Here is a 20,933-nt window from a genome sequence, read left to right on the forward strand (position 1 = left end):
GTTTTGCTTTTTTCTCAATTCTTAGATTGAAGTGGAAAAAAGAATAAAATGTGATCTTAGGTCAGGAAATCATCTATAATTTTGCTATGTTTATTAGCAAAATTATGGATTATCAAAACTTATCAGATGAACAATTCAAACGCCGTTTCGGTGTGTATAAACAAACCTATAGAAAGATGGTAGAATCAGTAAAAAGTGTTGAAGCCGACTCTAATTCACCATCTAAAAGGGGACCGAAACCTAAACTATCTATAGAAGAACAAGTTTTAGTAACGTTAGAATATTGGCGAGAATATAGAACATATTTTCACATTGGTACAAGCTGGGAACTATCAGAATCAACTATATGTCGGATTGTAAATAAGACGGAAAAAATGCTTTTACAATCGGGAAACTTCCGTTTAAAAGGAAAAAAAGCTTTACTCAATCAAGCAGAGATACCGGTCATAACGGTAATGGATGTAACGGAAACTCCCATTGAACGCCCCCAAAAGAAACAGAAAGATTTTTTGGGAGGTAAAAGAGGTTATCATACTTTAAAATCCCAATTAGTAGCTGATCAAAATACCGAGGAAATTATCTGTGTCTTTTGTGGGAAAGGTAGAGGTCATGATTTTAGTTTATTTAAAAAAAGTCGAGTTCGTTTTCATCCTTTAACTACCAGCATAGAAGACAGTGGTTATCAGGGAATAGCTGCATACCATAGTAATAGTTATACACCGAAAAAGAAATCGAAAAATAGAAAATTAACAGAGTTAGAAAAAGAGTATAACAAGGCTTTAGCCAAAGAAAGGATTATCATTGAACATATAAATAGGAAACTCAAAACCTTTAAAATCTTATCCTGTAAATATCGGAATCGTCGTCGAAGATATAGTTTAAGAGTTAACTTGTTGGCGGCTATTTATAACTGTGAGTTAGGGATAGGTATAGCAGCTTCTTAAAAGTTGCCTAAAGATTAATCAAGTCAAGGAGAATTTATTCTCAATTTTTATAATTGAGATAGTTTGTGCCGCTTAAATAAAGAGGTTTTGATAACCAAATTAAAGCATATCTAAAGAGTTTTGAGTTAAAAGTTAAACTTCAAGTTTTCATTTAGAATGAATGTACTGGTTAACTGATTTTTTGGGGAAAATTAGTCAACCCATCATTATAACATATAATTAATTTGCAAGAGGTCTATTCCCTAGCAGGCTTAGTTTCTGGAAGGGCAAGAAATACTTCGAGGGAAAGGGCTTGTTTATCTTCTATTGTGGTAAACATTGATTGATTTCTCCGCTCTTGAGTTGTTTTCTATTATAAGCTCCTGACTCCTGACTCTCAGGACAATTTTTGATTTTTGCCATAAGTCCAATCTAAAAATACGGGTTTTTCTTTAAGCTCTAGCACGAAAAATTTGATTAGCAGTGAGGTTTAACTCTGGAAAAACCCCTGAAATAAGACGTTGATCCTGTTTAAATAAATTACCTTGATATTCTCCATCAATTAATTGATAGATAGAAATGGTGGGTTCTTTGGGGCTGCCGATATATCGGGCCGAACCTTTGGCTAAATAATCGATAATCCAATATTCGGCAATTCCTAATTGTTCGTAGTCGTCGAATTTTTTCAGATAATCATCTCGCCAATTGGAACTGACAATTTCAATAATTAATTTAGCTGATGTTGCCAGAGAAATTGAGGAAGCAGTTTCCCAATAGGGATCATTAACTAGATTTTCTCTGTCTAAGACAATAATATCGGGTAGATAACCCGTATGAGAGCGAAGGGGTTTTACTGCCGCAGTATTGGGGATAAAATAGGGCAATTGCTGCCGATTTATCTCTAAGAATAGGGTTCCAGAAACAAATCCGCCAATTTCTTCGTGTTTTCCGATCGGTCGCATCATGGCCAATAATTTTCCTGCGATTAATTCGTATTGTTGTCCATCATCGGGATATTGATTGATATAGTCATCAAAAGTCAACAATTGGGGGATAGTTTGGGTTGTGGTCATGGCAGTTAGGGGGAAGAAGAGAGATCATTTTTCTAGATTCTAACTCGATTAACGACGTTGCCACCAAGTCAATCCAGCTAGGGTAAATCCTACTAAAGGCATTACTACCATCGCTATCCAAAAAATAGCGTTAGCTTGCAGGGGATTTAAATTAATTCTTCTATTTTCTGGTTCCTTAGCCCGGATAGATAATGTGGCTGTTTCACCACTGGCTAACCACTGCACAGAATTTAAAAATATATCTCCGTTTAACTGTTGTTCAAATAGTCCATCGCTGGCAAAGCTGGCATTACCAATCACGATTAATTTACCTTTTTTTCCCGTTAGAGCAACTCCTAAATCAAAGGGGCCCGCTAAATCTTTTTCAGGGTTAAACTGGAGATTCTGATCATTTAAATCACTCTCAGCCCACATTTTATCATTAGTAATCATTAAAGATACGGCTTCAATTCCTTCGATGGGAACGGTAGCGATGGGACGAGCAAAGGGAAAGATAGAAATACCGTTGGCAAAATCGCGAGTAATCGGATGATTACCGTAATTGGTAATAATGGGACTAGCCGGACCTAAACCGATGATTTCCCCAGCACCGGAAGCATCAATAATAATCCGATTATCTAGTTTCACACCCCAAGGGGTTAATAAGGGTTCTAATCCGGTTTCGGTTTGGGGGTCAATCATTAATAAAATTTTGCCCCCTGCTCAAGATAGTTTTTTAAAGCGGTGACTTCCTGGGGAAATATTTTTCTTTTGGGACTGGCAATAATAATGACATCGGCATTATTGGGAATGGTGGAACGTTCCACTAGATTAAGTGGTTCTACTTGATAACCTTTTGCTTCTAAACTATTGACTGCTTGCACTAATCCACCTTGAGGTTCTTTGATGGCATTTTCTCCATGACCTTGCAGAAAATAAGCGGTTAAAGTGCGATTAGTTTTAGCGGTTTCGATGGCATTACTCAGTTTCGCTTCGGTGAGACTTTCCTGTTCACTAATAGTTTTTAGGGGTTGTTTTTTGTCACCATACTGTAGATAGACTCTAGACAGATTATCATCAGCTAGTTTTTTGAATTCCTGAGCGATATTGGTTTTTTTCTCCAGGTTAACTATCTCGTACTGAAATTGGGGATTTTTGCGTTGATAATTGGCTAAAAGTTCCTCTTCGTTGGCACTGATTCCCCGGGTTGAAAAAATCCAGACTTTGACTGGTTTTGACAGATTGGTTAATAGTCTTTCGGTTTGGGGGGATAAACTAAAGATTTGGTTTTCGGTTAAATCAACTCGATAGGGATAACGGAGAGCGAGAAAGTTAATTAAACCGATAACGCTGAGGACAATAATAGTAGTAATGAGGGTTTGAGTGCCAGTGCGGGTACTTCTTTTTTGCCAAAATTCTTTGGAAGTGATTACTAATAACAACAGCCACCCTAGAAACAGAATAGCCCCGGCAATTAATAACCCCAGAGAGAGGGATGACCACTGACCAGAGATTAACCCCACTGTTAAGCCAGCACTACCCAGAAAGAGGGCGGGTATATAGAGAAATTTACTGTATTTTTGCCAGGATATCATAGTTAGTTTCTTTGATAACGGTCCGCTTCGATCGCTTGAGTAGTTAGGAAGATTCCCAGCAGAATATAACTGAGGAGGATGACTAAACTACTACTGTCAAAAATTCCCCGCACGAAATTGTTAAAGGGTTGATACCAAGATAGATGGGAGAGCAATTCTTTCAGGAAAAATCCGATCTGTTCTCCCACTTCTCCCCCAATGCGATCTCGAAAGAAGGTTTCGGCATTGTTAGCAATTACATCCAGTATCCAGATAAATAAGATGGTGATAAAGGTGATGATGTAAGCAAGGATAGAACTATTGGTGAGGGAAGATATAAACATCCCGATGGCTAGGATGGCCGCTGCCAGTAAAATTAATCCTAGATGAGCTAGTAAAATACTGGCTATATTTACTGGGGGAACTGCGGTACTAAAAACCACTATTTCGTAAATCCAGAGGGGGTAATCATCACGGTAAAAAAGGCCAGCACTCCCAATAATTTACCGATGGCTATACTCCAATTAGTCAGGGGAGAAGTGGCTAAAAGTTCTAGGGTTCCCTGTTTTTTTTCCTCTGCGTATAATCCCATAGACAGAGCCGGCAAAATAACCAACAATAAGGAGGATAAAATAATGCCGATGAAAGTGGTCATAAATTCAGACACCGTATCTCTGGCTACCAGAAATCCCGATTGTTCTTGGATACCAATATCGAGAATAATGCCGTAGAGAAGGGAGTTAAAGAAAAATCCCGCTACTAACCAAAATATCCCCATAATGATATAGGCATTGGCGGCGGTAAAATAGCTTTGAAATTCCTTGCGAAAAATCGCCCAGATATTATTGATCATTTCTCTCCTCTTGCTGGTTACTTTCCCCGCTGCCGATTACTTCCAGAAAGATGTCTTCTAGGGTTTTACGCGTGCGACGCATTTCTAATAGGTTATAACCATTGTTGACAACTATTCTAGCAAGTTCTGCCCCTAGGTTTGTCCCCGCTTGACCAACAATTTTGAGCAGGTTATCGCCGACTTTTGCCCCTTGCTCGACTTGCGGCATTTGTTGAAGGATTTCTAACAGGGAATCCCTATCACCTTCGATCTCAATTTCATAACTGGAACCAGCAGGGGTAGCGGTAGTAATATTATTGGCTACGATGCGACCCCGATTAATAATTGTCGCTCGATCGCAGGTAATACTCACTTCTGGTAAAATATGAGTGGAGAGAATAATTGTATGTTCTCCCGCTAAACTTTTAATTAGATTTCTCACCTCGATAATCTGTTTCGGATCCAATCCTACTGTCGGTTCATCTAAAATAATTACCGGTGGATCGTGTACGATCGCTTGGGCAATTCCCACACGCTGTTTATAACCTTTGGATAACTTGCGGATAATAACTTTTCTTTTTTCTAGTAACTGACATTTACCTAAAACTAAATCTACCCGCGCTTTTCTATCCCCCGATGAGATGCCTTTAATCCGTGCCACAAAATCAAGAAAACTTTCCACGGTCATCTCTGGATACAAGGGGGGATTTTCAGGAAGATAACCAATGCGACGACGCACTTCTAAGGATTGTTGATGCACATCGTATCCTGCTATCCTTGCCGTTCCTGTTGTGGCAGGAATATAACCAGATAAAATCCTCATAGTCGTGGTTTTTCCCGCTCCATTCGGTCCCAAGAAACCGAGTATTTCTCCTTTTTCTACGGTAAAATCCACGTCACTAATTGCCGTGGTCGAACCATAAATTTTACTCAGATGTTCCACTTCAATCATAAGCTTTATCAGTTATCAGTTATCAGTTACCAGTTACCAGTTATTAGTTACCAGTTATCAGATGGGAGTTATCAGTTATCAGTTATCAGTTACCAGATGGGAGTTATCAGATAGGAGTTTTCAGTCTGTTAAGTGACCAGTTCGGGGCTTTCTTTTCAATGATTACTAATTACTACTCACTGATAACTGATTTTTCCCAGACTATGATCCCGATTAATTTCTACCACTAGATGCGCTTGTTTGAGCAGGGGTGGGAGAAATAATTGCGGATGTAAACTTTTCCAAAAATACTTGACAAATTCCTCGATTTCTGATGGGTTCATACCTCCTTTTGTTTCGGCTGCCTGTCGCCATTGTAAACTGTAACGGTAGTCAAGGGGATAAAGAATCAGTAAGCGATCGATTTTTGACCAGAGGGGTAGATATTCTCGTAATCTTTGATTATTATCCCTGGCGAATTGTCGGTCTTCTTCGCTATTAATCGGATCGGGGGCATGATCAAAGACTGTTTCTTCTATTGGATTCATGCCCACAAACCAACCCTCGAAAAAAAGAATATCAACTCCCTCCACTTGTTCCGCTGCAATTCTATCTCCTTGTCCTTGATGCAGGGACTTGTCAAAACGCGGTATTAAAATCGGACTTTCTTGCTGACAAACCTGTTCTAAAACTTTAATTCCTAATGCTATATCATGAGTACCCGGTGGACCACGCCAGCGCAATCTTTCATCCTTTTGACGCAATTTTATTCGCTCATTATAGGTCTTATAAATATCATCTAAAGAGAGATTATTTACTTTTAAATCAAAATAGGCTAAAATAATCGACATTATGGATGTTAGGGTTGTCTTCCCCGTGCCTTGGGGAGCCAAAATGCCTTGAATCAACGGTTTTGCGTGGCTGCGTAGCTCTAGCGCCCAAGGAATCCAGAAGCACCAACAGCTGATCAAAATCTGATTTGGCTGATTTATCCCTAACTCCTGACATTTTTGCCAGACTCGCGGCCAGAGAATCGTTAATAGTTCCGCCCTTTCCTGTAGGATGAGAGGGTTAGTCTCCCTAAAATTTAAGGATTCGATCGCTAGTAATTCTGCTAAATCCGCCTCAGTTAAGGGATTTTTGTCGATTAATCCCCGTAAAATCGTCAAAATCTTCATGGCTGTTATATCAGAATTAGCAAAAAAACTGTCCCAATGATTCAGGAGTAATTCTCTAGGGTTAGCCACCCATACCAGTGGATTAATCCCGCTCAAGATTTTTTTGAGAGTGTTTTTTAGGGTTATTTGCCCAAAAATGAAGGGTTTGCAGGCAGGCACGGATTCCCATTATATATATAAGCATATGTCAAGTTCCCTTTTCAGTCAAGGGGCTTGGCCAAAAATCTCTAGCTTTGTCTCCAGTTTCCCAATCGGTTAGACTAAGAATTATTAACATTACTTAACAAAACACCAGATGAATACAGCTGCTCTGACGATAAAGCAAAATTGGCAATGGCAAGGACATTCGATACACTATGTGCAAGCGGGTACTAGAGTCGCGGGAAAACCCCCTTTACTATTAGTCCACGGTTTTGGCGCTTCCACCGACCATTGGCGAAAAAATCTGCAAGGTTTAGCCTCAGAATGGGAAGTATGGGCGATCGATCTGTTAGGATTCGGTAGATCAGCTAAACCAGATCTTGTCTATAGTGGCAGTCTTTGGCAGCAACAATTAAATGATTTTATCAAGGAAGTTGTGGCGCAACCGACGGTTTTAGCGGGTAATTCTTTGGGGGGTTACGCTTCTCTCTGCGTGGCTGCTAATCACTCTGAGAATGTTCGGGGATTAATTCTCCTCAATAGTGCCGGTCCCTTTAGCGATACAGAAAGCAATCGTCAGCCTAATTTAGCACAAAAATTACTGCGATCGATCTTGCTGCAACCCTGGGCCAGTTATCTCTTATTTCTCTATACCCGTCAACCCAAAACTATCCGCAAAACCCTAGAGAAAGTATATCTCGATCGCAGTGCCATTACTGAGCAGTTAATAGAAGATATCCGTCGTCCTTCCCTGGATGCGGGAGCAGCCAAAGTTTTTGCTTCTGTGTTTAAATCTCCCCGGGGGGAAAATGTCGATATTCTCCTGCAAAAGTTAAGTTGTCCCCTGTTGATGTTATGGGGTGAGGGGGACCCTTGGATGAATACTAGGGAACGCGGGGCCAAATTCCGTCAATACTATCCTTCTCTGACAGAATATTATCTAACTGCCGGTCATTGTCCCCACGATGAAATTCCCACAGAGGTTAACCAGTTGATTAGTGATTGGGTGAAAAGCTTATAGGTAGTTAGGGATCGGTTATCAGGTTTTTTTTTGACGCTTATTTGACCTGAAAAAAGAGGGTCTGTAGGAAGGCACGGATTCCCATTCTATATATAAATATCTGTCAAGTGCGGGGATTTGTCAAGGGTTTTTTTGAAAAAATCTGCTGGAATTTGACTGGTAAGCTGTTGACTATCTAAATTACTCGTTAAGACTGCACTGGACTTGGGAGCAGGGAGAAGGAGTTTGAGCATTTGTACTCAAACATCCAATACGCAATTTAAATTCAGTACAGCTTAGGGAAGACATTAGCCGGTATTGGTAGAGAAGCAAATGAATGAGCAATTGTAGGAGATAACTATCTACTTGATGTCTCTGTTGGTTCCCCAATCTAATACATCTGTCTGTCTTTGTCGCAGTTGTTTGGCCGTTTCTTCTAACCAACCAAGATAGTCTTGTTTGTATAAGTCTTTAGTAGTGGTCAGGTATTAGGTTTTTATTTTTTTGACGCTTATTTGACCTGAAAAAAGAGGGTCTGTAGGAAGGCAGGGATTCCCATTATATATATAAGTATCTGTCAAGTGCGGGGATTTGTCAAGGGTTTTTCTGAAAAAATCTGCTGGAATTTCAGGGGAGAAAATCGGAATCGAGGATTTGTTCAGGACTATAGGGACAGCTTTCGGCAAAGATAGCGGCCGGTAATTGGCTTTTTTGTCGGACTCGCTTCACTGCTTTGGGGTAAATAACGGCGATTCTGGTTAAAAAATAGTTATAAAGGGTTTTCGACTCCAATAAAAGTTCTAATTCCACCCGAAAGTTACCGATTTCGTCCTGCCATCCCCGCGCACATCTTTCTCGTTCCTCCGGCCAGTATTGATAGAGAAGCAGATGAATGAGTAATTGTAGGAGATAACTATCTACTTTATGTCTCTGTTCATTCCCCAATGCTTCGATTTCTTCTCCGAGATGTTCCCAATCTAATACATCTGTCTGTCTTTGTCGCAGTTGTTTGGCCGTTTCTTCTAACCAAGCAGGATAGTCTTGTTCGTATAAGTCTTTAGTTGTCATAACCTATCCTCTTTAGCACTGGTCAGGTATTAGGTTTTTATTTTTTTGACGCTTATCTAACCTAAAAAAAGAGGGTTCGCAGGCAGGCACGGATTCCCATTCTATATATAAGTATCTGTCAAGTGGGGGGATTTGTCAAGGGTTTTTTTGGGGAAATCTGCTGGAATTTGACTGGTAGGATAAGAGATTGTTTCACCTTTGCCTGTGAGCTACAATAAGCAGATGAGCAACAGGATAGGATTACAGGAGTTTTAACAATGCGGTTACTACGGGTTCAAGTTCCTGACTTTCGAGTGTTAAAGAATATTGATCTTAGTTTCGAGAAAGACTTTTTTCCTCAAATATTCCCTATCGGTAGTCAAAATGGCGGTGGCAAAAGTACCCTTCTACAATTGATTTTTATCTTGCTTCATTGTTCTGGTGATCCAGAAAAGATAGAATATGTGGTAAATGTACTCCATCGATGTCAACTAGAAGATGAGTTAGAGCAGAAAACCCTGGCTATGTTTGAAATTCTAACCGACAATCGGGAAGAAGTGAAACTAGATTTTTTTATTTGCAGATATGCTTATATAAAAGACTTGGTATCTGATCTTGACGGTCAATTAGTATATCATTTTGGGGATGTTTATATAATAAAAGGCTGTGTATCTGATATTGACGGTCAATTCGTATATCTTTGTCGAGCCAATAACCAGAAGAATGAAGAGATATTTTTGTTGTGTAAATTTAGTCAAACCACCCAAGAAGAATTTCAATTATTCATGAAAGAATTATCTTCAAAAATATTTTTAGCCGCACCTTCAGCGCAAGTTTTTATCTTTTTACCCAAAGCTACTAACAAGAGTCTTTTTCAGATAAATCAAGGGAATCCAGACTCTAGTAACTATTATTTAGCCATGACAGATGTTAAAGAGAAACTTAGCAACTTATTTACCTACGATTTTCTGCCAGTTGAGCTATTAATTAATTACTTTATCATGGCTCGTGATCAAGATTTTGCTCAAGCTATAGAAACGGGTAAATATGGAAATAACTATCAACTAATACGGCAAAACTTAAACTCAATTTTTCGGATAAAGAAATTAATTTAGATAAAGATATATCGGGGATTACCTTTAAATTCAAAGGGGACACAAACGGAGAAGAATTATATCCAGAGGATTTGAGTCATGGGGAACTGAAGCGATTAAGTATCTATCTGTGGCTAAAGTATCGTAGGATAAAAGATGCGATTGTCTTGATGGATGAAATTGAGATTGCTCTCCATCCCGACTGGCAATATAGAATTATTGAGGACTTGCAGGAATGGGAACCTAGCAATCAATATATCTTAGCCACTCATTCCTATGAACTCTGTCAAGCTTTAACTCCCGCTCATGTTAAAGAGATAGAACCAAAACCATTGAAATAAAGATGGAGAAACTAGGGAGCATCTCACTTATGCAATGAGTATTAATACTTATAGCAGTCAAAAACTAGAAAATCTGGCTCTTCTGGTTTCTGTGTGGAAACGAGGTCTATACTGATACTTTCTTCCGCAAAATAGCCCTAAAAGTCTTGCCCGATAAGCATTTCACGATTCCATAAGCAAAAATTATCACACAAAGTCGAGAAGAGCCAAAATCTTCAACTTGATCACAAAGAGAAATGAGATTATAATAGTTATAACTTACAATTCAGAATAGCTCTCGATGGGAGGAATAATTCAATGTTATCAGAAAATGAAAAAAGAATTAAAGAGGGGAGCATCTCACCTTTGCAATGAGCATAAATACTTAGTAGAAAAATAGGCTTTTCGAGGGTAATTCTTGTTTTAATTCTCCATGTACGCGGTCTTTAAAAGCCTCTATTTCGTTCCAAGACACGATTAAGAGTGGCTTTTAGGCTAAGTATAATTACTCATCGCGTAAGTGAGATGCTCCCATTAAAGAGTTATGTCAAGAGTTAGGGCAATGTCTCTATGAGCAATCCCAAATTAAGAAATTTAATAACTTGGGAGAGATAGAGGAGACAGTCAGAGATTTAATGATTCATTATGTTAACCCAGAAATCGGTATTTTTTTGTCAAAACAAGCACAGAAGAAACTGCCGGTCGGACGAGAAAAGTGAAAAGTATTTTGGGGGAATTACCAATTACAGAAAAACAAGCGAAAAAATTAGAAATAAAGTCTCGGACTCAGATGAGTCCAATGTTAGAGAAGAACTGTTTGCTATTAAGTGGCGATGAATCCTACGAAAAATCGGCGCAGAAAATCAAATCATTGACAGGGATTGCTGTTTCTCACAGTACCCAACAACGCCTCGTACATCGATATGCTTTTGAAGAATTACCGTCTAACCCAGAAGTGGAAGTGGAAGAAATGAGCCTAGATGGCGGTAAGGTACGACTAAGAACTGCCAAGGGAAAAGCCTTAATTTGGCGTGATTATAAAGCAGTGAGTTTTCATCAACTGGGGGTAGCGGCTTTTTTTCAAGATAACTCAGCTTTATTAGATTTGGTTAATTCTCAAGTTTTGGCCAAGCCTTTAATTTGTTTAGGAGATGGACATGATGGTATCTGGAATTTATTTCGTGAGCTCGGAGAGAAACAGGAAAGAATTGAAATATTGGATTGGTATCATTTAATCGAAAACCTCTATAAAGTTGGCGGGTCATTCCAGCGAATTGAGGAGGTAAAATGTTTTCTTGAGGAAGGGGGACGTGGACGCCGCTATCTCTTGTTGTGAAGGATGGTCAGAGCCGCAAGTTGAGAATTTTATTACTTATTTAAACAAGCATAAACATCGAATTGTCAATTATGGTTATTTGCAGGCAGAGGGGATTTCCATTGGCTCTGGCTCCGTCGAATCAAAAATTAAACAAATTGCTCATCGTCTTAAAATTACTGGTGCAAGTTGGCAATCTTGTAATGTACCGCAAGTCCTTCGTCATCGCTGTGCTTATCTAAATGGTTGCCTTTTTTAACTTTTTTATTGATCTCATTAAGCATTTCTACTTATTGCAAAGGTGAGATGCTCCCAGAAACTAACCCATGAGTCTTAAGGAAACGGAACTTTTAGAACATTGTCAATTTGGTAATGATTCGGTAGTAGTGGCGTAGCCCTCTTGCTTACCTGGTATGAATTGTGTAAAATATTTATTAATAAAAATAATTGGAACCCGATCAGTCTTTAAACCTCTAGCTTGATTATGACTTTTCTGATAAATATCTTTTTCTGGCTCCTGTCTGGTTTACTGAAATATCAGTCTAGCACCGAACAAAGTACCCCCCCCTAGTTCACCTCTATTCCCCTGTCAAGCGTTGTGGTTCTCACCATAGGAACAAGAATGGTTCTATTCCTAAGGGAAAACCCAAACGTCAATGTAAAGATTGCGGTCAACCGTTTGTGATCAATCCCACTAATAAAACCGTCTCTGACGAAACCAAACAATTAATTGATAAACTCTTGCTCGAACGAATTTCCTGACGAGGAATTGCTAGAGTAACAGGGGTAAGTTGGTTATGGTAACAAAATTATGTCAACAATAAACTGGCGGCTGTTCCCCGTCAAATAAAGGTTTCGGACAAACCAAAAGGTAAATTGGTTATAGAATGTGATGAAATGTGGTCTTTGGTTTTTTCTAAGACGATAAAAGTCTATATTTGGCTGGCAATTGATAGAAATACAAGAGAAATTATTGGTGGCTATGCGCGGAGATAGGAGTCGTCAATCAGCCAAAAAACTTTGGGGCCAGTTTACCAGGCGTTTACCGACAATGTGCAGTTGCTTACACAGACTTTTGGGAGTCCTATAAGACAGTAATTCCTAGTAAACGTCATCGGGCAGTAGGTAAAGAAACTGGTCAAACTAATCCTATTGAAAGATTAAATAATACCTTTCGACAAAGGATTTCTCGGCTGGTGAGAGAGAGTCTATCTTTCTCTAAAAAAATGGAGAATCACGTTGGGGAACCCTTTGGTATTAGATCTCTTGCATAAGTCTAGACAAAATAGGATAAAATAGTCCAAGAGTTAAGATTGAAAGATGACTTACGAACAAGTAAAAACTTTAAAGCCAACAGAGTTCAAACGCTTGTGTGGCGTGTATCCAGATACATTTAAGGATATGGTAACAGTCCTAAAGGCAGAAAAAGTTTGGCAAAAAAAGACAGGTAGACCTAGCAAATTGAGTACGGAAGACCAACTACTAATAACATTAGAATATTGGCGAGAATATCGCACCTATTTTCATCTGGGAAATAGTTGGGGTGTTAACGAATCAACGGCGTAGAGAATTGTTAGGAAAGTAGAGAATATTCTCATCAAATCAGGTCTGTTTAATCTACCCAGAAAAAAAGCCCTATTAGAAAGTAATAGTGAAATAGAAGTAATAGTGGTGGATGTGTCAGAACAGGAGATAGAAAGACCCAAAAAAAACAGAAATCATGCTATAGTGGGAAGCAGGGATACCACACATTAAAGTCGCAAGTCGTTGCCGATCTCGCGCAGCGAGCGCGTTGCGACCAAAAAAGTGAGCAGATAATCTGCGTCCGTTGTGAGAAAGGAAGAGTCCATGATTTTCGGTTGTGGAAAGAGAGTAAAATAGGGTTAAATAAGGAAATAGAAATATTAGGGGACAAAGGCTATCAAGGGATTCAGAAAATCCATCAAAACAGTCAGATTCCTCATAAAAAAAAGAAAAAAGAAAAACTAAGTAAAGAGCAAAAAAAAGCCAACCGTCAGTTATCACAACGGCGCATAGTTATAGAACATATTCATCGTCGTCTCAAAATATTTCGGATACTTTCATCAAGATACAGAAATCGCCGTCGGCGATTTGGTCTGAGATTGAATTTGATTGCTGGTATCTACAATTACGAACTTCGTTACCGACAAAAATATATATCTTGATTACTTTTGCAAGAGATCTATTTTATCCATGACTACAACGCACAGCAAAGCAAAGGATTAAGCCGCCATCACTACTACCGAATCACCACCCAACATCGATTCCAATTTGTTATCATCTCAAAAAAAGTAAATAACTTTAGTTCGCGTTAAAGAGATTTTGCCATGACTTACACGAAAGAATAGGGCCGACTGGCTAAGGTAAAATTTCCAACAAGAACTGCTGGGGCTGCATCTTAACTTGGTAAAAATATCGACAATCAAGAATTATCAGTGACTCTTAAATTATTCCCAATATATGAACAACCCCGGGTGAGCATCGTAGATTGACAAAAATGAGATGCACCCAATGCTCGAACTTGTCTATACTTTAGACGTTCATAATCTGAGATTTATTAAACTTCTGAAATCGTAGAGTCAGCAAGGAATCCAGTTCTTTTTTATGTTTCAGATGGGCATCATTCAGACATTCATAAATAGCTGAAGAAAAGTCAGAAAAGTTCTCATAATATTTACCATATAAACATTTCTTTTTGACCAATTTCCACAGCCTTTCAATTAAATTTAGATTAGGTGAATAAGACGGCAGATAGAGCAGCTCTATTGACAAAGAAAGAGCCAATTCTTCAACAATTTTACATTTTTGATAGCGGGCATTATCTAAGACTAGAGTGATGGGAATCATTAGTCCTAAAGCAGCTATTTTTGACCGGAGTTCACAGACTTGAGTTGCCGTAATATAAGTTTCATATGTTACCAGAATAACTTCATGAGTTATTGCATTTAATGCTCCTAAAACATTGAAGCGTTTACGCCCGCTCGGTGACTTAACAAAAAGTCTCTCAAAACACCAAACAAAACCGAGAAATGCTCCCATGACGAAGTGAGCGGCATCAACAAAAAAAACAGCCCTTTTTCCTTCTTTTGCCTCATTTAGTCTGGGTTCTAGCTTTTTTTCTTTGTAGTCCTCTTGTTCATCTGGGTCAGCTTTAGAAGGAAGAGAACCTACTTTTAAACATTTCATTTCCATTGATTTTAAAAATTTTCTCACTTGGGTAGGACTTCGTTTTATTCCCGTCAATTCTTCTATCCTATATACAGCTTCATTTATTGTGGCTGGTGGATTTTTCTCGAAGTATTTTTTGAGGGTTTCTCTTTGAGACTCTAATTCACTTTTAGGGCGATAGAAGTTGATTTCTTTTAATTTTTCTATTCCGCCTTCTTGCTCATCTCGAAGATAGGTTAATAAGGTATTTGGCGAGATTCCTGCTAACTGACAAATTTTTTGGTGCGGTATCTTTTGGCTTTTTAACCAGAGAACTTCCATCTTCAGTTGAACCCGGGGATGGGGATGATGAAATCTTTCATAATACAGTGAGTTCTTTTCTTCTTCCGTGAATTCTAGGTTAATCATGTTTTTAATGAGTGCTTTGCTTCTAATTATGACTCTTAAACTATATTATTGTCCTTGAGTAAAAAATGCAAGTTGTAGCCGTGCAAAGTATAACTGGATGTCGGATGGGAAAATAAGCACAAATCTAATTATACTCATTACAATAGAAATATCAACGACCACGATTAAAAACTCTTATGCGGGTAACTCTAAAATCGGCCTTGAGTGATAGTCATATCGACGCTAATCAAACCAGCAGTCAACGTCAACTGATGCTATCGATCGCCGCCACCAGTGAACAGATTAACACAAATTTACCGATTAATCTTTGTTTAGTTCTCGATCATAGCGGTTCTATGCAGGGAAAACCCCTAGAAACGGTCAAAAAAGCGGCCTTCAGTTTAATAGAATCCCTCGGGGTTAATGATCGTCTCTCGGTGATAGCTTTTGATCATCGCGCCAAAGTTATTCTTCCCTCCCAATTGCGACAGGATGATCTGACCTTAATTCGCTCAAAAATTCAACGATTACAAGCGGGAGGAGGTACGGCGATCGATGAAGGGATAAAATTAGGTATTCAAGAAAGTTCCACCGGCAGCAAAGGTTATGTGTCTCATATTTTTCTGCTTACCGATGGTGAAAATGAACACGGAAATAATCAACGCTGTTTAAAATTAGCCGCAGTAGCAGCTGAGTACGGTATCACCTTAAATACCTTCGGTTTTGGCGATCATTGGAATCAAGATATCCTAGAAAAAATTGCCGATATCGCCGGCGGAAGTTTATCCTATATCGAAAGACCTGAACAGGCTTTAATTGAATTTACTCGTCTATTTAACCGGCTGCAATCTGTCCGGTTAACTAACGCTTTCCTGCAATTAGAATTAGATGCTCGGACTCATTTAGCGGAGTTAAAACCCATTGCCCAAGTTGCCCCAGAAACTATAGAAATGAGCCTACAAAAAGAGGGCAATTTTTACATCACCCGTTTGGGTGATTTAATGATAGATGAAGAAAAAATTATCCTCCTCAATCTCTATATCGACCAAATTCCCCCCGGTACTTATACCATAGCTAAGGTGAAGATTCGCTACGATGATCCCGCTTCTGGTCAAAAAGGGCTAGAAACTGCGACTGTTAGCCTTGATATCGCCTCCCAAGCTATCTATCAATCCCAATTAAACGAGCAAGTTCAGAAATCGACTCTGACTTTAGCCAAATATCGTCAAACCCAAATCGCTGAAGAAAAATTAAAACAGGGCGATCGAGCAGCCGCCGCCACCATGCTACAAACCGCCGCCAAAACCGCCTTACAATTGGGAGAAAAAAACGCCGCCACTGTCCTCCAAACTAATGCCACCCGTTTACAGGTGGGAGAAGAATTGAGCGAGGGAGATTTAAAGAAAACCCGCATTATTGCTAAAACAAGACTACAAACCGATGAATAAACCAATCATTGGCATAAAATCCCGATTCCTAGCCAAGCAATAATCACCCCGAAAATCGCCCGCAAGTTAATCCGATCCCCCATCATGGCAGCGATCGGTAAGACAAATATTCGAGAGTTTTTAGTCGAGGCTTTGGCTACCAGTTCCCTTGCCGTCAACTCCTCAAACAACAGTATTAACTCGCCTTCGGCGATCGAGCCATTGTTGTAAAATAATCGCCGCCGCTTCCCGATCGATCGCTCCCTTATCCCAAGAGGAAAACTGTTTTTTGGCTTTTAAGAATTCTTCCGCCTCTAGGGACGTGCAACGCTCATCAATGTATTCGAGGGGCAAATCCAAGGCGATCTCTAGTTTCTGGGCGTATTTTTGTACCTGTTTGGCCTGAAATCCTAACTCTCCCGCCATGGTATAGGGCAGTCCCGCTACCAAAATCTTAATATTTCTTTCCTTGACAATTGCCTCAAACTGTGGTATGTCAGCAACAAAGGAAGAACGGATAATCGTGGTTAAACCGGTGGCGATTAAACCTGTGCCGTCACATCCTGCCACTCCTACCCGTTTTTTGCCGATATCTAAGCCCAAGGCGGCGACTCTTTCCATCACACTGGATGCCCCTGATCGGGGGGTTCCGAGGGCGGTTTAACTGGGGGAAGTTCTCCCGGACTGTCGAGGGAGTCTAGGGGGGATTATTGGGCCATTTTAACCAAGACATCCGACTAGGGATGGGAGTTCGCGGCACCGGTTGTAAACCCTGCAGCATTTCTGCCAGGGCGGAATTTTCTGGCTTAGTTTCGCGGATTTTGTGCCATACCGAGCGCGACATCATCAGGGTGTGGGAACTGCGGATTGCTCCCAATTGTTCCAGATATTCCCGTCTTTCGTGCTGATAATCAGCAGATATCAACTCTAGCGAGCGAGCGGGATACTTGCGAGTGATCTGGGCCATCTGGATTAATAACTTAGGATAGAGCCAAGTGTAGGCGGGATGGACAATTAATTTCGCTTGATGGGGTCGCTCATCCCGATTAGATAGAATTAATTCAAAATAACCGATCGCCGCTTTTCGTTGCGGTTCAAAAACGTAACCGCGACTAATTTGCGGACCGCCGCACCAACCTTGACAGCGACCGAGCAAACTATCAACTAAATTGATTTTAAAATCCTGGATATGGCGATCAAATACCTGACGCAGTAGCGGCGGCATAGACACACAATCTAACTGATAGAGCAATTGAGCGTCAGCATTGCTCACAGGCAGTAAATTCGGTAAATCTGCCTCTTGTTTGCTCAATTCCTGTAATAATTGCGGCGGTAAAGACCAATAGGTTAATTCTGCCAAAGGCTGAAAACCGTGTTGCCGAAAAAGTGCCAAACTGTCCTTTTGATTGATATTAACCTCTAACACCCAGGTGCGCGCTTCCCAAACCGTTTCTAGACAATAACGCAGTAATTGCGCCCCGATGCCCTTGGGTTCGCTTAAAGACTCCCCTGGATGCACCCGCACCTGTTCCACCCGCCAAGTGCTGCGACTACTATTAAAAGGGGTGACTTGGATTGCCCCGCGAATTTTCCCTTCTTCTCCCCGATTGGCCATGGACTCAGCCACATAGACATGAAAACGGTGTTGGAGAGGATTGGGAAAAAAACTGAGAATTTTAAATAACCCAAACCAAGGCCGCACCTGCTGCACCTGGGTGCGGAAATTTTGGGCGCGACGATCAATATCCTCATCGAAGTCATCCAGGGTTAAAGCTTCAATGTCTTCCAAATCCCGATATTGTACGGGACGGATCTGGCGATCGCTAAAATCGTCCCCTTGGGGAACAGGAGAAGTGGTCATGGCTCTGGGGTAAATATCGTCTATGCACCTATCTTACAGCAGAATCTAGAGGCACTTCCCCACCAATAACAATTTCTGACGGCTCAAGGAGACTGCCACAGAAAGGACACCTCGATCGGTAGCTGGGGTTTTTTGCAGCAATTCCAAATTCAGAATGTAGCAAGGAATACAGAATACAAAACGCTTTTGCCCTGTAGCTCCCCATCCAAAATCAAGAAGAATTAACGCGAGTAACAGGGATGGCCTCATCGAGCATAAAGTCTAAAAGGTGGTGCCAGCCTTCAAACAGCAGATACTTGGTTAAGCAAAGAACATCGTTAAAAAAGCCTCTGCGAGTCCCCCTTTGCATCCGAGCCCGTTGATAGCGTTCATCGACTAGATGCAGAACAGTATGAAATAAGAAAGCCAGGAGATTGAGGGTCAACAGAAAAGAGGACAAATGTTGCTGACCATGTCCAAAATTATGCTCCAAATGATAGCCCCGAGTTTTGAGCACATTGTGATTCTCATTTTCGGTTCGCCAACGGCTCCGTCCAGCAGCGCAGACCAGAATGACCCGTTGGGGAGTCAGGTCGTGGTTAGTAATCCAGCTATTGCGATAGAGAAGTTGACCATCCGACTCGCGCTTAACGGTCACCTCACACCAATTGACCAGTAAGGCGGGTTGTTGTTCGCGCAGGGGGACTTGATTGAGATAACGATAGTCCCAAATTTCAAAGTATCGCCCATTCCAACGTCGCTGTTGAGTGGTTTTGACTTCTTGATTAGCCTCCAGGAAAGAAACCCACTCATAGAGAGTCGGATGGGAGGACGGTAAACAGACAAAGATAAAGTTGAAATGGTGTTCCAAACAATATTCAGCCATCGGTTGGCGACTATAGAGGTCGTCGCCTAAGAGGGTGATGGGCTGGCCTTCAAACCAGGACGCATGGCTCGCTATCCAGCGTTTTGCCGCGTTTTGCTCACAGTCTTGTTTCTCACTGCCATCTTGAGGAGTGATAAATTCTGGTGGCAAGGAAATGACCGATTTTTGGTCAGGAGAGACAATTACAGGCAAAATAGCTTGATGGTGATAAGTTACCTTCCCCTGTTTCGAGGTGCGGGTTGAGCAACAAGGACAACTAATTTTCTCTGAATCATAGTACTGAGTCCCATCTAGGGCGACGAGTAAGTTGCCATCCAAGGCTGTAAACAGCCTCAAATAGCCTTGTTCTCTCAGACCTTGATAAATCCATTTGAACGGTGAAAAAAGAGGCTTTGCGGCTATTCTATCGAGAATATTCTTTATCTGTTCTATGGTCGGGATATTAACCAGACCAAACAGACTTTGAGCATTATCTCGTCCACAACGACTATTCAATTGACGCTGATATTCTAGAAAGGATTCATTTTGCATAAAGAAGCTAGCAAATGCCCCCAAGACCGCGTCTTTTAGACTGTAGCGAGTAGCATTGCTAGCACTGCGCGGGTCAACCATGCCAGCGATAGCCCTGTGGAAGTAGCTCAGCATCCCTATAAAACTCAAATCTTGGACTTCCATTCCTGCAAAACCCAATGGGCAACTCGTTCACTCTATTTTGAGGGACAGAAGCGAAATCAATTCTGTATCCTACACTACCGTTTGAATTTGGAATTGCTGGGTTTTTTGGGCCAAATTTCCGATTATGACAATTGGATGCTACAATAACGGACGGTTAATCAGTCCGAATTTGCAGTAAAAGTCTTTGAGTCAATCTGTAGATACCACTAACACCCTAGACACTCTAGCTCAAGAACTAGCCGCCATTCAGCAGACCGGTTCTAAGCGCGTCGCCTTATTGGGTTCCCGTCACGTTCCCATCACACACCAGCAATTGATCGAAATGATGGCCTATGCCCTCGTGCTGGCGGGCAATCGGATTATGACCTCCGGGGCGACGGGAACCAATTCCGCCGTCATTAAGGGGGCAATGCGGGCAGATCCTAATCTGTTAACCGTGATCTTACCCCAAAGTCTCGATCGCCAGCCCCTGGAATCCCAAGAACAACTCCAGCAGGTTATCCATCTGGTGGAATGTCCCGAAAATGACCATCTATCCCTAGGGGAAGCCAGCAGCCTCTGTAATCGCGAGATTATCAATCGTTGTCAACAGTTAATCTGTTTTGCTTTCCACGACAGTCAGACCCTTTTGCAAACCTGCGCGGAAGCGGAAGATCAACGCAAGCTAGTTACCCTATTTTATTTTGACTAAATTCAGCGATGAATCTCTCCGTCAGTGCCATTCTTCTCTATTCGATAGTGGCTGCCGCTATCTCTGTCTATCTACCTTTTCTGCTGGTGGCTTACGCTAGAGCTAAGGTGGGTTACGATACCTCCGCTCCCCGGGCCATGTTCGACCAACTCCCAGACTACGCTAAACGAGCAACTTGGGCCCATCAAAATGGTTTTGAAACCTTTATGATCTATAGTGCTGCCGCTCTCATGGCCTACGTTACAGGAGTATCCTCATCCCTGGCCGCTGTCTGTGCGATCGCTTTCGTGATCCTCCGGCTTCTATTTTCCCTTTTTTATATCACTAATGTCCCGATCGCTCGTTCCCTGATGTTCGGTCTCGGCTCTCTCTGTACCTATACTCTCTTTGGGTTGAGTTTAATCAAGATTCAGTAGAATTCCCCAAACCAG

At 40.9% G+C, this 20,933-nt stretch carries 16 protein-coding genes and 8 pseudogenes; 11 read left to right on the forward strand and 13 right to left on the reverse strand.

What is annotated here, in order from left to right; all coding sequences use genetic code 11:
• The first annotated feature begins 86 nt into the window (after positions 1 to 86).
• On the forward strand, positions 87 to 944 hold the full coding sequence (locus tag VL20_RS23940; RefSeq protein ID WP_052278330.1) for an IS5-like element ISMae4 family transposase: 858 nt from the start codon (positions 87 to 89) through the stop codon (positions 942 to 944).
• 238 nt (positions 945 to 1,182) lie between these two features.
• Here the strand turns inward: VL20_RS23940 and VL20_RS33930 are convergent.
• The 5 genes and pseudogenes from VL20_RS33930 to VL20_RS23960 all read right to left on the reverse strand — a co-directional run.
• Positions 1,183 to 1,263, reverse strand: a pseudogene (locus VL20_RS33930) (Uma2 family endonuclease); the annotation flags it as partial.
• 112 nt (positions 1,264 to 1,375) lie between these two features.
• Positions 1,376 to 1,996: a Uma2 family endonuclease gene (locus VL20_RS23945; RefSeq protein ID WP_004161535.1), complete on the reverse strand. Its 621-nt coding sequence runs from the start codon at positions 1,994 to 1,996 to the stop codon at positions 1,376 to 1,378.
• A gap of 48 nt (positions 1,997 to 2,044) precedes the next feature.
• Positions 2,045 to 3,570: pseudogene (locus VL20_RS23950) on the reverse strand (GldG family protein).
• A 2-nt stretch (positions 3,571 to 3,572) separates the two neighbouring features.
• Positions 3,573 to 4,402 (reverse strand): annotated as a pseudogene (locus VL20_RS23955) (ABC transporter permease).
• A complete protein-coding gene (locus VL20_RS23960; protein ID WP_052278030.1) occupies positions 4,392 to 5,333 on the reverse strand; it encodes an ABC transporter ATP-binding protein in 942 nt (313 codons plus the stop codon). Before VL20_RS23960 ends, VL20_RS23955 begins: the two are co-directional and overlap by 11 nt.
• Here VL20_RS23960 and VL20_RS33290 point away from each other — a divergent pair.
• Complete coding sequence (locus tag VL20_RS33290) at positions 5,316 to 5,447, forward strand: hypothetical protein (protein WP_284525907.1); 132 nt, start codon at positions 5,316 to 5,318, stop codon at positions 5,445 to 5,447. The genes VL20_RS23960 and VL20_RS33290 overlap by 18 nt on opposite strands.
• 62 nt (positions 5,448 to 5,509) lie before the next feature.
• On the opposite strand, the gene VL20_RS23965 is transcribed toward VL20_RS33290, so the two are convergent.
• The gene (locus tag VL20_RS23965; protein ID WP_043995759.1) at positions 5,510 to 6,490 is read right to left on the reverse strand and encodes an ABC transporter ATP-binding protein; all 981 of its coding nucleotides are present in this window, start codon (positions 6,488 to 6,490) and stop codon (positions 5,510 to 5,512) included.
• Positions 6,491 to 6,785: 295 nt separating this feature from the next.
• On the opposite strand from VL20_RS23965, the gene VL20_RS23970 reads away from it, so the two are divergent.
• Positions 6,786 to 7,652, forward strand: a complete 867-nt coding sequence (locus VL20_RS23970) for an alpha/beta fold hydrolase (protein WP_052278031.1) — start codon at positions 6,786 to 6,788, stop codon at positions 7,650 to 7,652.
• Positions 7,653 to 7,946: 294 nt separating this feature from the next.
• Here VL20_RS23970 and VL20_RS33935 read toward each other — a convergent pair.
• Together VL20_RS33935 and VL20_RS23975 are read right to left on the reverse strand one after the other, a co-directional pair.
• Positions 7,947 to 8,116: pseudogene (locus VL20_RS33935) on the reverse strand (DUF29 family protein); the annotation flags it as partial.
• 142 nt (positions 8,117 to 8,258) lie between these two features.
• Positions 8,259 to 8,699: a DUF29 domain-containing protein gene (locus VL20_RS23975; protein ID WP_002790561.1), complete on the reverse strand. Its 441-nt coding sequence runs from the start codon at positions 8,697 to 8,699 to the stop codon at positions 8,259 to 8,261.
• Between the two features lie 257 nt (positions 8,700 to 8,956).
• Here VL20_RS23975 and VL20_RS23980 point away from each other — a divergent pair, with 257 nt between their 5' ends.
• The 5 genes and pseudogenes from VL20_RS23980 (at position 8,957) to VL20_RS30405 (ending at position 13,593) form a co-directional block, all read left to right on the forward strand.
• On the forward strand, positions 8,957 to 9,793 hold the full coding sequence (locus tag VL20_RS23980) for an ATP-binding cassette domain-containing protein (RefSeq protein WP_004161530.1): 837 nt from the start codon (positions 8,957 to 8,959) through the stop codon (positions 9,791 to 9,793).
• Positions 9,794 to 9,810: 17 nt separating this feature from the next.
• A complete protein-coding gene (locus tag VL20_RS33295) occupies positions 9,811 to 10,113 on the forward strand; it encodes an AAA family ATPase (RefSeq protein ID WP_249264933.1) in 303 nt (100 codons plus the stop codon).
• Positions 10,114 to 10,625: 512 nt separating this feature from the next.
• Positions 10,626 to 11,666: pseudogene (locus VL20_RS23990) on the forward strand (ISKra4 family transposase).
• A gap of 371 nt (positions 11,667 to 12,037) precedes the next feature.
• A pseudogene (locus VL20_RS30400) lies at positions 12,038 to 12,681 on the forward strand (IS1 family transposase).
• A gap of 46 nt (positions 12,682 to 12,727) precedes the next feature.
• Positions 12,728 to 13,593: pseudogene (locus VL20_RS30405) on the forward strand (IS5 family transposase).
• A 367-nt stretch (positions 13,594 to 13,960) separates the two neighbouring features.
• Here VL20_RS30405 and VL20_RS24005 read toward each other — a convergent pair.
• Positions 13,961 to 15,004, reverse strand: coding sequence for an IS630 family transposase (locus VL20_RS24005; RefSeq protein ID WP_052278035.1), 1,044 nt, complete (start codon positions 15,002 to 15,004; stop codon positions 13,961 to 13,963).
• Between the two features lie 176 nt (positions 15,005 to 15,180).
• On the opposite strand from VL20_RS24005, the gene VL20_RS24010 reads away from it, so the two are divergent.
• Positions 15,181 to 16,431, forward strand: a complete 1,251-nt coding sequence (locus tag VL20_RS24010; RefSeq protein ID WP_052278036.1) for a vWA domain-containing protein — start codon at positions 15,181 to 15,183, stop codon at positions 16,429 to 16,431.
• 5 nt (positions 16,432 to 16,436) lie between these two features.
• Here the strand turns inward: VL20_RS24010 and VL20_RS30410 are convergent, their stop codons facing one another.
• The 4 genes and pseudogenes from VL20_RS30410 to VL20_RS24025 all read right to left on the reverse strand — a co-directional run bounded on the left by VL20_RS30410 (position 16,437) and on the right by VL20_RS24025 (position 19,811).
• Positions 16,437 to 16,601: a hypothetical protein gene (locus VL20_RS30410; protein WP_223213095.1), complete on the reverse strand. Its 165-nt coding sequence runs from the start codon at positions 16,599 to 16,601 to the stop codon at positions 16,437 to 16,439.
• Positions 16,594 to 17,031: a Holliday junction resolvase RuvX gene (gene ruvX, locus VL20_RS24015; protein ID WP_052278037.1), complete on the reverse strand. Its 438-nt coding sequence runs from the start codon at positions 17,029 to 17,031 to the stop codon at positions 16,594 to 16,596. Before ruvX ends, VL20_RS30410 begins: the two co-directional genes overlap by 8 nt.
• A pseudogene (locus tag VL20_RS24020) lies at positions 17,031 to 18,271 on the reverse strand (N-acetyltransferase family protein). Before VL20_RS24020 ends, ruvX begins: the two are co-directional and overlap by 1 nt.
• A 211-nt stretch (positions 18,272 to 18,482) precedes the next feature.
• Entirely contained in the window at positions 18,483 to 19,811 is a 1,329-nt protein-coding gene (locus VL20_RS24025; protein ID WP_052275264.1) for a hypothetical protein, read from the reverse strand.
• Between the two features lie 184 nt (positions 19,812 to 19,995).
• On the opposite strand from VL20_RS24025, the gene VL20_RS24030 reads away from it, so the two are divergent.
• Both VL20_RS24030 and VL20_RS24035 read left to right on the forward strand, forming a co-directional pair.
• Positions 19,996 to 20,502, forward strand: coding sequence for a hypothetical protein (locus tag VL20_RS24030; RefSeq protein WP_002741066.1), 507 nt, complete (start codon positions 19,996 to 19,998; stop codon positions 20,500 to 20,502).
• Between the two features lie 8 nt (positions 20,503 to 20,510).
• Positions 20,511 to 20,918: an MAPEG family protein gene (locus VL20_RS24035; protein ID WP_002763339.1), complete on the forward strand. Its 408-nt coding sequence runs from the start codon at positions 20,511 to 20,513 to the stop codon at positions 20,916 to 20,918.
• Positions 20,919 to 20,933: the final 15 nt, after the last annotated feature.

Origin of the sequence: Microcystis panniformis FACHB-1757, assembly GCF_001264245.1 — a bacterium.
Classification (GTDB): domain Bacteria; phylum Cyanobacteriota; class Cyanobacteriia; order Cyanobacteriales; family Microcystaceae; genus Microcystis; species Microcystis panniformis.

Coding starts and splice junctions, on each gene's coding strand:
- VL20_RS24035 (WP_002763339.1), top strand. CDS start 20,511: ATGAATCTCTCCGTCAGTGCCATTCTTCTCTATTCGATAGTGGCTGCC.
- VL20_RS23945 (WP_004161535.1), bottom strand. CDS start 1,996: ATGACCACAACCCAAACTATCCCCCAATTGTTGACTTTTGATGACTAT.
- VL20_RS33290 (WP_284525907.1), top strand. CDS start 5,316: ATGTTCCACTTCAATCATAAGCTTTATCAGTTATCAGTTATCAGTTAC.
- VL20_RS23970 (WP_052278031.1), top strand. CDS start 6,786: ATGAATACAGCTGCTCTGACGATAAAGCAAAATTGGCAATGGCAAGGA.
- VL20_RS23960 (WP_052278030.1), bottom strand. CDS start 5,333: ATGATTGAAGTGGAACATCTGAGTAAAATTTATGGTTCGACCACGGCA.
- VL20_RS23980 (WP_004161530.1), top strand. CDS start 8,957: ATGCGGTTACTACGGGTTCAAGTTCCTGACTTTCGAGTGTTAAAGAAT.
- VL20_RS23975 (WP_002790561.1), bottom strand. CDS start 8,699: ATGACAACTAAAGACTTATACGAACAAGACTATCCTGCTTGGTTAGAA.
- VL20_RS23965 (WP_043995759.1), bottom strand. CDS start 6,490: ATGAAGATTTTGACGATTTTACGGGGATTAATCGACAAAAATCCCTTA.
- VL20_RS24005 (WP_052278035.1), bottom strand. CDS start 15,004: ATGATTAACCTAGAATTCACGGAAGAAGAAAAGAACTCACTGTATTAT.
- VL20_RS24025 (WP_052275264.1), bottom strand. CDS start 19,811: ATGGAAGTCCAAGATTTGAGTTTTATAGGGATGCTGAGCTACTTCCAC.
- ruvX (WP_052278037.1), bottom strand. CDS start 17,031: ATGGAAAGAGTCGCCGCCTTGGGCTTAGATATCGGCAAAAAACGGGTA.
- VL20_RS24010 (WP_052278036.1), top strand. CDS start 15,181: ATGCGGGTAACTCTAAAATCGGCCTTGAGTGATAGTCATATCGACGCT.
- VL20_RS23940 (WP_052278330.1), top strand. CDS start 87: ATGTTTATTAGCAAAATTATGGATTATCAAAACTTATCAGATGAACAA.